Raw genomic sequence first — 12,351 nt, forward strand, 5'->3', positions numbered from 1 at the left:
TAAAAGCCTTGGGGAATCGACGTGATCACTCGCCGCTCCGTATTGAAGTCCGCAGCTGCCGCGACCGTGCTCATCAACACGGGCCAGTACCAGGCGTTCGCGGACTCGCCGGTAAAATACTCGGCGAAGACGATGAGGGCGGTGGAACGGGCCCTCGTGATCGACATGCTCGGGCCGCTGAAGATCAACTTCGCGCCTGAAGCTTATGCCGGCCGCATGACCGATGCCGAAGCCGAGATGTTTCGAACTTCCGGCATCACCGCATTCCACAATTCCATCGGCACCGGTGGACCGTCGGCGGTGGAAGACACGCTGTCCTTTATCGCGGCCTGGCAAGGCTACGTCGGGCGCAACTCGCATGTATTCACGCTCGTGAACACCGCGGCCGACATCGATCGCGCCAAAGCCGAGCGCAAAGTCGCCGTGATCACGGGCCTGCAGAACTCCGAGCATTTCCGCAAGAAAGAGGATGTAAAGGCGTTCTATCAACTTGGCCAGCGCTGCTCGCAGCTCACTTACAACGCGCAGAACCTGCTGGGCAGCGGCAGCACCGAGAGAGTCGATGGTGGCGTCACCGACTTCGGCGTGGAAATCATTCAGGCTATGAACGAAGTAGGCATGCTCGTGGACGTGTCCCACTGCGGCGACAAAACGACGCTCGACGCCATCGAAATCTCGCCCAAGCCGATCGCCATCACGCATTCCAACTGCCGCGCGCTCCTCGATCATCCGCGCCTGAAGAGCGACGAGGCGATTCGGAAGCTCGCCGCGAAGGGCGGGGTGATGGGGATCACCGCCGTGCGCATGTTCGTGCGGGACAAGGAGCCGACGACCCTCGAGCACTTCGTCGATCACATCGACCATGTCGTGAAGCTGGTCGGCATCGAGCACGTCGGCATCGGCTCGGACGCCGATCTCAACGGCTACGACGACATGCCGCCCGATCAGCTGAAGATGCTGCGCGGCTCATACAAGGCCAGCTACGGCTTCCGCGACAAGATCGACATCGAAGGCTTCGATCATCCGAAAAAGGTGTTCGATTTGACCGAAGCCTTGTTCCGTCGCGGCTATTCCGAGCAGAACGTCCTCGCTGTGTTGGGCGGCAACTTCCGCAGGCTGCTCGGGTCGACCTGGCTGTAGCGCGCGTCGACGATCGCATCCTTGCGACGTCGAAGCAGCGGGTTTATCAGAGGCGCGTCTACTGACGCGCCAAGCTGTCGGTCAGTGCGTTTCGCGCTTGCCGATAGCGTGGCTGATGGCGTGATCGAGCCGTTCCAGCGCGCCGTCGATGGCGAGCTGGACGGTCTCGGCATGATGAGTCACCGCGATGGGTTGCAGATTCGACATGCGCGCTTCCAGCATGCAGCGCTTGTCTGGGCCTCCCTTGCCTCCGTTGAGATCGCCAAGGTGCATTTCCACCCGGGTGATGCGTTCGGCAAACTTCGCCAAGTAGTCCTCGACGGTTTTGGACAGCCGTTCGGCAGTGTCCTCGGCGAGGCGGACGCGATTGTCGTGATTCACTTGTACCTGCATGCGAGCTTCCTTCGACCCATAAGCCTTTAAATGGCCTATTGAAAGTACTCGGGCGGCTGTCGAGTTGTTCCCGTCGGGGAAAGCTCCACAGCGGCGCCCCACGAGTGCACCATGGGGCCTTTCGCAGCATTACGCAAGTCGTCTGTGTGACGATCAATACGGCGAATCCGCAAGGCGCGCTCGGAGCTTCGTGGCCGGTGCGCGGCGCGCGCCACCGGCGGGCGGAACCCACCCGAACAAAGCACGTTTCGACCCCATGCCTTCAACGGTGATACAGTCGTTCGAGTACGACGCGGACAAGCGGGAGCTGCGTGTCATATTCCGCTCTGGCCGGCGCTACGTTTACGAAGGCGTTGCGGACGACACCTATGCCGACATGCGCCGCTCATTCTCCAAGGGCGAGTACTTCAACGAGCACATCCGCGACCGGTATCCGTTCCGGCGCGAAGACGCCTAGTTGTATATAAAAGGTCCGTAGTCACATTGCCGCAGCCCGGCGTATCATTCCGTGCTGGGCGAGAATAACGAGAGCGGGCGTGAACAAAGTCACCGTGCGAGGCGTCGATGGCTCCCACCGCGACTATGGATTGACCGCCGGCTCCATCGCCATCGGTCGCGACCCCGCCAGCGGCATTCATCTGAAAGACTCGCAGGTCAGCTGGAAGCACGCGGTGCTCATCAGCGACGCGAGCGGCTGCATCATCGAAGATCTCGGCAGCTCCAACGGCACCTTCGTCGGCTCGCATCGTATTCAACGACACGTGGTGCATCCGGGCGAGCGCATCAAGATCGGTCCTTACGAATTGATGTTGCAGGCCGTGCAGGTGCCATCGCCGAATTCGGCCAGCGAGCGGACGCTGTTTGCGGCCGCCGATCATTACGTCCAGCACCACGAAAAAGAACAAGACGCGAGCGTGCAACGCGCTGTCGAAAAGGCGGGCGCCACAGTCAAAGAAACCGTCGAAGTACGCGATTGGCGAGCGCTGTTGAAACGTTTGTTCCCGATCGCAGGCGGGGAGGCGGTGTACGGAAAATTTCAGCTGCGCACGGAAGTGCTTGCGGGCATTACCGTCGCGGCGTTGTTGGTGCCCCAGGGCATTGCATACGCATTGCTCGCGGGATTGCCGCCTGTCATGGGGTTGTATGCATCCATCCTGCCCATGATCATGTACGCACTTACCGGAAGCGGCAGGCAAACATCGACGGGCCCGGTGACCGTCGACTCGCTGATGCTGGTGCTCGGGTTGAGCACGATAGCGACGGCCGGTACGGCAACTTACATCGCGCTCGCCATCCTGCTGACGGCGGTGATCGGCGTCTCGCAACTCCTGATGGGTGGGCTACGGCTCGGGTTTCTGGTGAACTTTCTTTCTTATCCGGTGCTGGCGGGGTTCACGTCGGGCATTGCCATCATCACGGTGTTGGGCCAGCTGCATCACCTCCTGGGCATTCCCCAGCATCAGTTTCCCTTTTTGTATGAGGCGGTCATCGACGTGGTGTCGCGAGCAGATCAAGCAAACCTGGCCACGCTAGCCATCGGCCTGAGCTGCATTCTGCTGTTATTGGGCTTCACGAAACTCTCTCCCAAGGCGCCGGGGCCGTTGACCATGGTGGTGGTCTGCACGGCGTTGTCGTTCGCCTTCCGCCTCGATCTGCATGGCGTCGATGTGCTCGGTCAGGTGTCGCGAGGCTTGCCGCAGTTCGGCGTCCCCGATTTCGACTGGGTGCAGATCAAACAATTGCTGCCGCTGGCGTTGACGATGGCGCTCGTGGGATTCGCGCAAACTGTGTCCGTCGGCAAGTCGCTCGGCAACAAGTATGGTTACGACATCGACGCGAATCGTGAGCTCACGGCTTTGGGTCTGGCCAATATCAGCGCGAGCGTCTCGCAGGGTTACACCGTGTCCGGCAGCTTGGGGCGGTCGGCGCTCAATGCGACAGCGGGTGCGAAGACGCCAATCGCCGCTATCGTCACGGCGCTGTGCATCCTGTCGATCGCCTTGTTCCTCACGCCGCTGTTTACTTATCTGCCCAACGTCGCGTTGGCGGCCATTCTCGTCGTATCGTCGCTGCGGCTGATCGATACGCGCGAGATCCGATATCTGTTCAACGTGAAGATCACCGAAGGACTGCTGCTGGTTTTCACGTTCGTCGCGACCCTTGTATTCGGTGTGATGCCAGGGCTGCTGCTGGGGATTGTCGCCTCCATCCTGTTGTTCATCACGTTGAACACCCGGCCCTACACGGCCATCCTCGGCCGGCTGCCCAATACCAACATTTTCCGCAACGTCGAGCACTTCCCGGAGGCGGAAACCATTCCCGGCCTCGTGATTCTGCGCATCGACGCGTCGCTGTACTTCGCCAACGTGGTGTTCTTGAAAGAGCGCCTGCACGAAATCTGCGATCGTTATGAGGGCGAGCTACAGGCGTTGATCCTGGATGCCAGCGCGGTGAACGATCTCGACTCGTCCGCGGACACGGCGTTACATCAGCTGTCCGATGAGTTCAAGCAGAAGGGCATCACGTTCTATATTGCGGGTGTAAAGGCGCCGGTGCGAGAGGTCATGCGACGCTCGGGCTTGTATAGTGCGTTGGGCGGCGATCATTTCTTTTTCACCATCGATGCCGCGGTCCGTCGCTTTCAAGAGCGCACCGGAACCGCTGCGTTGAAGAGCGCGACTCCGCGATGAAGCGTCCAACAGAAACAATGTGTCCGTGCGGCTCCTCCTTGGCTTACGCGCGCTGCTGCGGACGCTGGCATGCCGGCGAGCCCGCGCCCGATGCAGAGTCGCTGATGCGCTCGCGCTATTCGGCGTTCGTGATGTGCAACGAGCCGTATCTGCTCGCGACGTGGCATGGCGCGCAACGGCCCAAGTCGATCGAGTTCGATCGCAATCAGAAGTGGCTCGGGCTGAAAATCGTTGACGCGCGCGTCACTGGCTCTGACAGCGCGGAAGTTGAATTCATCGCCCGCTTTCGAATCGGCGGCGGTTCCGCGGCGCGGCTGCATGAGCGCAGCCGCTTTGTGAAAGAGGGTGATCGCTGGCTCTACGTCGATGGCGATATCCGAGGATAGCGCGCCATGGATTACATGCCGCCGAATCCCAGGCCCAGGTTCACCTTGAGCAGAATCAGCACGCCGAAGATCGCGAAGATGGCGGCCGCGATGAATCGCATCTTGCTGAGTGGGAAGCGCTTCGCCAGGGTCTCGCCGAGCAGGACGGCGGGAACGTTCGCGACCATCATGCCGAGCGTGGTGCCCATCGTGACTGCGAGAAGATTGCCGAACTGAGCGCCGAGCGCGACGGTCGCAAGCTGCGTCTTGTCGCCCATCTCGGCGAGAAAGAACATTACGAGCGTCGTGAGGAAGGCGCCGTGCTTGTTGTTCTTCTCGTCGGTCTCATCGAGCGTATCCGGAACCAATGCCCACGCGGCGAAGGCGAGGAAGGCGAGACCGAGCACCCAGCGCATCACGTCGGGACTGACCTTCATTGCTACCCAATCGCCCGCTAGCGCGGCGAGGGCGTGATTGACGATGGTGGCGATGAAGATGCCGGCGATGATGGGCCACTGCTGGCCACGAAACCGGGCGGCGAGAACGAAAGACAACAGCTGCGTCTTATCGCCCATCTCGGCGAACGCGACCATGCCGAGCGAGCTGAGCAAAGCTTCCACGAATCGAGACTCCCGGGGCCAGCGGCGCAAATACCCATGACTCCACGCCCACCGCCGGCCCCGGCTGTGGTCGCAAAGTCAAAGGTCTCGCCAAGCTGATGCCGCCGACGCCATGGTCTTCGACCAAGTCTGTTGACGTCGGCTCCTTACGTTGCGTAAGGCGGCTACTCCCCAATGACGGGCGGGAAGATAGCGGGTCGGGCGGCGACATACAAGGCGCTGCCGCCGACCTCGCGCCGATTTAAGGGTTTGGCCTAGGCGGCCTTCTGCTTCTCCTTCGCGCGTTGATAGGCGGGGCGGGCCTGCAGCTCCGCGAAATAGGATTGAATTCGCGGCGACATGCGCTCGAGCAGTCGCATGCGCGCGGCCAGATGCAGGTTGTAGCCGACCGAGATGTCGGCGACGGTGAAGCGATCGGCGCACAGGAATTTCGAGTTCGCCAGCGCAGCTTCAGCGACGCCGAGTCTGTCGAAGAACGTGCCGCGAAAACCTTCGGCGAGCGCCGGCTGACGTTTGTCTTCCGGCTCGAGGAAGCTGAAGCGCAACGCCGCCGCGAGCGGAACGGTCAACGCCGCTTCGCCGAACGCGAGCCAGTTGAGCCAGGCGCCATAAGCCGGATCGCTCGGCGCGACGGCGAGCTTGCCGTCGCCGTGTTTGACGGCGATGTACTGCAGGATGGCGGTGGACTCGTTCATCGTGGTGTGGCCATCGACGAGATACGGCACTGTGCCCACTGGATTGACCTGCAGAAATTCCGGCGACTTCTGTCGCGGCGGATACGGCAGGACTTTCAGTTCGTACTGCAGATCGAGCTCTTCGAGCGCCCAGAGCACACGGAGCGAACGAGCGTCGGCGCAGTGATACAGAGTCGGCACGATGAGTCCCCCTTTTTGATGTGCGACTCGATGCTAACAAACAAGCGTGCGGAGCGCTTGTCATGCGCGGCCATCGTGAGCTTCAGGATGAGCGCGATGGGTCGGTCAGAGGCTCGGCGAGGTCGTGAGATGTCGAGACATGGCCGGCCGGCAGTGCTCCGGTCTGACGCTCGATCATGCGCTTGACCGTGGGATAGCCTGGGCCTTGATGCAACTCATGCAGACGTTGCGGGATGTCTGCATCTTCCTGCGTCATACGATTGTTGTGCCGGATATACTCGAGCCACGTCGGCGCCGCGTAGCGCTCCACCCAGACCGCAGGATCGGCGAGATCGCGCAATAACATCCAATTCATCGCGCCGTCTCGTTTACGAATCCGCCGGCGCTCGGCCATTACGGCGAGAAACTCCAGCACGTCTTCTTCGCGAATTCGATATTCGATCGTGATGACGACCGGGCCGGTGCGCGCCTCGACGGGCACCGCGGTTTCCGGCGCTTGCCAGCGACGCAATGGATCCAGGTTCAGATCGGCCGATTCCGACAGCGGCAGGCGCAGGCCCAGTGCGGCGCAGATCGCCATCACCAACGCAGCGGCAAACAATGCGAGACGCACGCCGTCGCTCTCTGAGATCACGCCCCACAGCCAGCTGCCGGCCGCCATGCCACCGAACGTGGTCACTTGATACAACGACAACGCGCGCGCGACGACCCATCGCGGTGTCGAGAGCTGGACCGAGACGTTGAATGTCGACAGGGCCAGCACCCACGACGCGCCGGCGATCATCATCATCGTTACCGTCAGTGGCGACCAGTTGCTCACGCCCGTAACGGCAGCGGCAATCGCGAATGCAACGCATGCGGCGCGAGTAAGTCCTTCCGAAGAAAGTCGCTGACGTAAGCGAGCACTGCTAAGTGCTCCGCCTACCGCGCCGACGCCGAAGGCGCCGAGCAGCAGGCCGTACATCAGCGGGCCGCCAGTAAGTAAATCTTTCGCTACGAGCGGCAGCAGCGCCATGATGGAGCTGGCGCCCATGCCGAAGACCGCACCTCGGAGCAGCACGCGTCGGATCGACGGTGACATGGAGACGTAACGAATGCCCGCCGCAACGGCGATTCCCAGCGTTTCTCGCGGCAGCAGTTGAGGAGGACGGACAGGACGCCAGCGTGAGAGGACCGCAATCAGCGCGATGTAACTTGCAGCGTTCACTGCAAACGCCGCAGCCGCGCCCGCCGCAGCCACAATCGCACCGCCGATGGCCGGGCCGACGCTGCGGGCGATGTTGAAGCCCATGCTGTTGATGGCAACCGCGCCCGCGAGATGCGCTCGCGGCACCATGTCGCCCACCGATGCCTGCCATGCCGGACCGTTGAACGCAGCTCCGCAGCCGATCAGGAACGTGAACATCAGCAGCAGCCAGGGCGTGATGAGCCCCATCCATGCGCACACGGTGAGGGCCGTGGACACGACGAGCATGAAAACCTGCGCGCCCAGCATCACCTTGCGGCGATCAAGGCTATCCGCCATCGCACCGGCGAACAGCGACAGCAGCACGATAGGCAGCGCCACCGAGGTTTGCACCAGTGCGACCATGTCGGCCGATTTCGCGATGGACGTCATCATCCATGCCGCCCCGACCGTCTGAATCAACCCACCCAGGTTGGAAGCGACGCTCGCGAACCAGATCGACCGGAACACCGGAAACCGGAACGGCGACAGTGCCGACACGGGCGGCGTGTCGTCGGCGGGGGAGGTCGAGGCCTGCAGCATCCCTCAATGGTATGCGATGACCGTAGCGGTTGCGACGCCACGGCTGCATGAAAAGGTTGCCGCCCGTAAAGAAGCGACCGAAGATGGGGACCTCGAACGCGGCCATCGCGTAACTCAAAGGGCGAGCATGATCATTTCTCAAGTCACTGTCGTCGGCAAAGCCGGCGATCCGAACTACGTTCAGCAAGTCACGTGCGGCTCGCACCAGCTGAAAGCCGATGAGCCCAAAGACCGCGACGGCGGTGACGCGGGCCCGGCCCCGTTCGATTATCTGCTCGCGGCGCTCGGATCATGCACATCGATCACGCTGCGCATGTATGCCGATCGCAAGGGTTGGGACCTGGGCAGTGTCACCGTGACGCTCGACTATCGACGTACGAAGGACGCCGCCCCCAGCATCAGACGCGACGTTTCGGTCTCCGCTCCGATCAGTGAGGAGCAGCGCGCACGGCTCGCCGACATCATCGAGCGCACGCCGGTGACGCTCGCGATCAAACAGGGCGTGCAGGTTGCATCGAACGTCGCCGTCGCTTGAGGGGCGGAGTACGACGATATTTTGGCGCAGGAGCCCTGATCAGGCTGGCTCGGGAAGTCGTCAGAATGAAGGCGCGTCAGTCGTTAGTTGTCAACCGCGCCATCATGCGGACGATCCGTTGCGCGTGCGGCGTCTTGATCTCGTCTTCGAGAGAAGACTTCCAGGTATCGAAGTCCGGTATTTGATGTTTGCCGCCGCGGTACACGAGCAGTTGGACGTAGTTCTCCAGTTTGTCTATTTCTCGCGCCACTCTCGCGCTGTAGCTGGTGCCCCTGCAGAACTCCGTCCACAGCTCGAGATAGTCGGTGCTGCGATCGAATTCATCGTACGTCTGTGCGGCGTTCAGATACAGAAAGTACGCCTCTTCCTGCGCGATCTTGTCGGACTCCTCGCCGGGCAGATAGTCGCCGGTGCGTGCCTCGGCGAGATCGTGAATCAGCAGCATGTTCATCACTCGCTCCTTGGCGTAGCCTTCCTGATCGCGGGTCGGATGATCGATGCGCCGGGGCAGGAACATCTGCGCCATCGTCATCGCCGACCATGTGTGTTCCGCCACTGATTCGGGATCGGGTACGTGGCGCCCGCGCTTGATCCAGCCGCTACGCACCGTGGTCTTCAGATTGAACATTTCGCGATAGATGGTTGCCGGCGAGAACCGGTCGTCGCCCAGGTGCATTTGTACCATCTGGCAGTAGGCGAGCAGCTTGCGGTCCTTGATCATCTTGTTCTCGAGGATTCGCGTAAGCAGGTCGAGGAGCTTGGGGCGAATCTGGCTGGACAGCCGACGTGCGGCGTGCCGGTGCTGCGCCAGTGAGAGGAGCGTGTAGATGTCCACCTCTCGCAAGTCGTATTGGCGTTTGCGATCCAGGGACTCCGCGATTTTCTGCTGCAGGGTCTCGAAGGTCTGGCTGAAGTCGCACAGCGTATCCTCATGGGACATGTCGAGCTTGGGGTCGTACTCGATGTCTCCGTAGTACTCCAGATGAAATCCCCGGTTGATGCGATCCGCCTCCGGGTCCCGCATCAGCTGGTGGATGTAGCCCCGCGACGCGTCGCTATCGCCCAGCTGTATCAGGCTGATGTAGATGGTCCGGATGAGCAGCTTGCCCCGACGCAGTTGCTGTTTCAGCTTCTCGGGGTCTTTCTTCGCTTTGCCATTGGAGTGCTCTTTGTCCAAGGCACGGTTGGCGGCCTCGCGTCGCTCCTGGAGCGCGGCGATCGCGCTCTGAGTCACGCGACCCACCGGATCTTTGGTCCGGCCGATGAGATAACAAAGGTGCGCGCGATGCCGGCTATCGTCGCTCGAGTCGTAACTGGTTTTCAGCCGGTCGATGACCTGTTGTTTCTGATGAGCGCTCAGGGAGGAGAGCGTCGTCTTGCAGAACCGATTGATCCCGAACGGATAGACGCGTTTCAGAACATCGGGATCCGCGGGTGGATTGCCATCGGCGGCGTCCCGGAGCGCGGTCGATACTTGAAACGCCACCAGGAAGTCGCGGATAAGGGAATGTCCGGCATACAAGCCGGGCGCTTCGTCCCCTGCGCTCATCGAGCTGCGTCCGTGAATGCATCGTTCGAACACGGCCTTCGCAGCTGTTTTCAGCTCATCGTGCGAGTCGTCCAGCGCCTTGAGAACGAACTGCTCGACCGACGAATGGAGGGTTTCAGAGCCGCGCTCGGTACCGTCGCCCAGGCCCAGGCTCAGCACGGTAACGGTCAGCATATCGACCAGCGGTAAGCGCGCGGCGCGCACGAGCTCGGTAAGCTCCGCGGCGATCTCGGAGGCGCGACTGTCGAACATGACCGTCGCGTAGTCGGTGATCAGGCGAATTCCTTGTTCGGACGAGGTCAGCACGCGTTGCAGGTGCAAGACCTCATTCGCGCGGTTCGCCTCGAAATAGATCCCCGTCTTGCTCTCGGCATGGTCGGTTGGTATCTGCCGTCCGATGATCAGCCGGGCCTTGGCAGAGCGGTCGACCTGTGCCAACAGCTTGGTGATCGCATTCTTTTGTGTGCCGCCATCGACGATGCCGTCGACTACCAGCAGCACCTCGCCAGTGGCCATGGCCAGCGCCGAATGTACTTCCGGCAACACTGCCTTCACATCCAGGTCGCCGCTGGCGTGGGCCAACAGCCCGGCATCCACATAGATCGGCAGGGGATGCGCAGCAGGATCCTTCCCGTGCATCTTTGCCGCATGTGAGACCAGTGCGCGCAGCAGTGTTGTCTTGCCGGTGCCGGAGGTGCCTCGGACTTCCAGCAGCCAGCGACGCTTCGCAGTGAGAGCTTTGACGAGCCGTTCGTACAGGGACGCGCCCGGATCCAGTGATTTCACCGCAGCGCTCAGCGAATCGATGATCGCTTCCGGCGATTTCTCGATCATTCGCTCAAGTATCCCGCTGTTGCCGTTGCGCGCGGGTGGGGGCGTTGCCGGCGGAACGTCCCCATTCATGGGCGACTTTCCCAACATGTTGAAATCCAGCACGGAATTCAATACCTCTTGGGCGAACTGAGCGGCATTGGTCATCGCCAGACGGCGCAAACCGCCCTGGGTCTGCCCCTCGACCTTGCTCTTGGTTTCATCCGCGCCGTCGGATAGTCCTCGAATCACCATCACTTCCGGCGGGTCCTTCCTGCCCAGCGCCGCCTTGAGAATCGCCGCGGATTCCATATCGACGGCCGCAAACAGTCGGTTGCGTTTCAGCAAGGCGTCTCGATATGCCTTGGACGCTACCAACGACTGGCCGGCGGCAATCGGGACATCGGCGTGGATGTCCGGCGTGGCGGTGCAAAGTCCATCGGCGCACAGGGTTGCCAGAAGCTCCGATCTCAGCAGCTCCTTCAGTGAGGCAGACCAGTATTTGCGCAGTCCTTGAATACGCGAACTGCTGCTCAGATAGCTCTGCAGCTCCGCCATGATCCAAGGCGAAGTTACCTGCGTCTCGCCGGCCCACTGGAAATCGTAGCCGACCTGGTCGCCGGCTCGCGGCACCGCGCGCGACCGATAGTCATATTCGTCGCAACTGCGGGCCACCACGACGCTCGGCACCTGGCACTCGGAGCGCAACATGCCGGAGATGCCCATATTGATGATCAGTTTCGCTGTCACATTTTGCAGCAGCCGATCCGTGGCCAGCGCCGCGGCCACCGGACCCTGATCTCCGATGCAATAGATCATTCCCTGCCTGACGGCATTACTCTTGTCGGCGAAGGAAAACAGCCCGTCCTTGACGCCCGCACGGAAAACGGACTTGAGAATCTTGCTTTCTTCCTGCAGCGCGACGATCAATGCCACGTCGTATTGCTTAACTGCGCCCGCCGCGGTGGTCATCTGTTTTCCTTATTAGAAATGCGCCCCGCGTCGATAATGAGATAGGCCGCCGTTGACTGTCCATACGATCGGGCGACGTGCAGGAAATATTTTATTTTTCTGGCAGCGCCGCCAGGATGTTTGTAAAGCGGTTCGACGCTAAGGTCGTTTCAGGCCGAAATAGGCGTAAACGGCGCCGACCGCGAGGCCGAACCAGGCATTGCCGTAGGACGTGATCGGCTCGAATGCGTCCGGATGGTGCAAGCTTCCTTTGATATATGCGGCCAGCCCGGTGATGACCCAGGCGGCAAGGTAGAGCAGGGCGGCGATCTTTGCGACGGTCGAGGGCGGCGCCGGCGTTGGATTGTCCACGGCGAAGACTTGAAACGACGGCACCTCGGTGGGCCTGGTGATCGCCAGTTCCGCGACGACGATGGCCGCGATCAATCCGGCGATTGTATTTAATGCCATTTTCATGTTCTCATTGAACTGCGCTCTCGCTTTGAGGATGCAATCGTCGTCGTTACAGGCGACCACAGCATCGAGAACAGCGAAGCCCTTCCACAGCAAGAATACGAATAAGCCGAGAAGGATGATGGACAGGATGCCGCCAAACAGCTGCCGCGGACTCATGGAGATCTCCTTTCTTATGGCC

Annotated in this window: 11 protein-coding genes and 1 riboswitch; of the genes, 5 read left to right on the forward strand and 6 right to left on the reverse strand. The window is 61.3% G+C overall.

Annotation, left to right across the window (positions count from 1 at the left end; genetic code table 11):
• Window positions 1-21: 21 nt before the first annotated feature.
• Window positions 22-1,140 (forward strand): dipeptidase, encoded by a 1,119-nt coding sequence (locus tag GYH35_RS14585; RefSeq protein WP_202624321.1) that lies wholly within the window; start codon window positions 22-24, stop codon window positions 1,138-1,140.
• Between the two features lie 81 nt (window positions 1,141-1,221).
• On the opposite strand, the gene GYH35_RS14590 is transcribed toward GYH35_RS14585, so the two are convergent.
• The gene (locus tag GYH35_RS14590) at window positions 1,222-1,533 is read right to left on the reverse strand and encodes an HPF/RaiA family ribosome-associated protein (protein WP_161812476.1); all 312 of its coding nucleotides are present in this window, start codon (window positions 1,531-1,533) and stop codon (window positions 1,222-1,224) included.
• Between the two features lie 256 nt (window positions 1,534-1,789).
• Here GYH35_RS14590 and GYH35_RS14595 point away from each other — a divergent pair, with 256 nt between their 5' ends.
• The 3 genes from GYH35_RS14595 to GYH35_RS14605 all read left to right on the forward strand — a co-directional run bounded on the left by GYH35_RS14595 (window position 1,790) and on the right by GYH35_RS14605 (window position 4,609).
• Window positions 1,790-1,990 (forward strand): KTSC domain-containing protein, encoded by a 201-nt coding sequence (locus GYH35_RS14595; RefSeq protein WP_161812477.1) that lies wholly within the window; start codon window positions 1,790-1,792, stop codon window positions 1,988-1,990.
• A gap of 79 nt (window positions 1,991-2,069) precedes the next feature.
• Window positions 2,070-4,223 carry a sulfate permease gene (gene sulP, locus GYH35_RS14600; protein WP_161828817.1) on the forward strand — a complete coding sequence of 718 codons (2,154 nt, stop codon included), beginning with the start codon at window positions 2,070-2,072 and terminating at the stop codon, window positions 4,221-4,223.
• Entirely contained in the window at window positions 4,220-4,609 is a 390-nt protein-coding gene (locus tag GYH35_RS14605) for a YchJ family protein (protein WP_161828818.1), read from the forward strand. The genes sulP and GYH35_RS14605 overlap by 4 nt, the downstream gene beginning before the upstream one ends.
• An 11-nt stretch (window positions 4,610-4,620) precedes the next feature.
• On the opposite strand, the gene GYH35_RS14610 is transcribed toward GYH35_RS14605, so the two are convergent.
• From GYH35_RS14610 to GYH35_RS14620, 3 genes are all read right to left on the reverse strand, one after another.
• Window positions 4,621-5,208: a TMEM165/GDT1 family protein gene (locus GYH35_RS14610; protein WP_161812480.1), complete on the reverse strand. Its 588-nt coding sequence runs from the start codon at window positions 5,206-5,208 to the stop codon at window positions 4,621-4,623.
• Between the two features lie 6 nt (window positions 5,209-5,214).
• Window positions 5,215-5,393: riboswitch (yybP-ykoY riboswitch) on the reverse strand.
• 69 nt (window positions 5,394-5,462) lie between these two features.
• On the reverse strand, window positions 5,463-6,083 hold the full coding sequence (locus GYH35_RS14615) for a glutathione S-transferase family protein (protein ID WP_161812481.1): 621 nt from the start codon (window positions 6,081-6,083) through the stop codon (window positions 5,463-5,465).
• Between the two features lie 82 nt (window positions 6,084-6,165).
• Window positions 6,166-7,851: an MFS transporter gene (locus GYH35_RS14620; RefSeq protein WP_161812482.1), complete on the reverse strand. Its 1,686-nt coding sequence runs from the start codon at window positions 7,849-7,851 to the stop codon at window positions 6,166-6,168.
• Window positions 7,852-7,978: 127 nt separating this feature from the next.
• On the opposite strand from GYH35_RS14620, the gene GYH35_RS14625 reads away from it, so the two are divergent.
• Window positions 7,979-8,386: an OsmC family protein gene (locus tag GYH35_RS14625; protein WP_161812483.1), complete on the forward strand. Its 408-nt coding sequence runs from the start codon at window positions 7,979-7,981 to the stop codon at window positions 8,384-8,386.
• Window positions 8,387-8,462: 76 nt separating this feature from the next.
• Here the strand turns inward: GYH35_RS14625 and GYH35_RS14630 are convergent, their stop codons facing one another.
• Together GYH35_RS14630 and GYH35_RS14635 are read right to left on the reverse strand one after the other, a co-directional pair.
• Window positions 8,463-11,717 (reverse strand): HD domain-containing protein, encoded by a 3,255-nt coding sequence (locus GYH35_RS14630; RefSeq protein WP_161828819.1) that lies wholly within the window; start codon window positions 11,715-11,717, stop codon window positions 8,463-8,465.
• A gap of 138 nt (window positions 11,718-11,855) precedes the next feature.
• On the reverse strand, window positions 11,856-12,329 hold the full coding sequence (locus tag GYH35_RS14635; protein WP_161828820.1) for a hypothetical protein: 474 nt from the start codon (window positions 12,327-12,329) through the stop codon (window positions 11,856-11,858).
• Window positions 12,330-12,351 lie beyond the last annotated feature (22 nt).

The organism is Steroidobacter agaridevorans, assembly GCF_009932555.1.
In the GTDB taxonomy this organism is placed as follows: domain Bacteria; phylum Pseudomonadota; class Gammaproteobacteria; order Steroidobacterales; family Steroidobacteraceae; genus Steroidobacter; species Steroidobacter agaridevorans.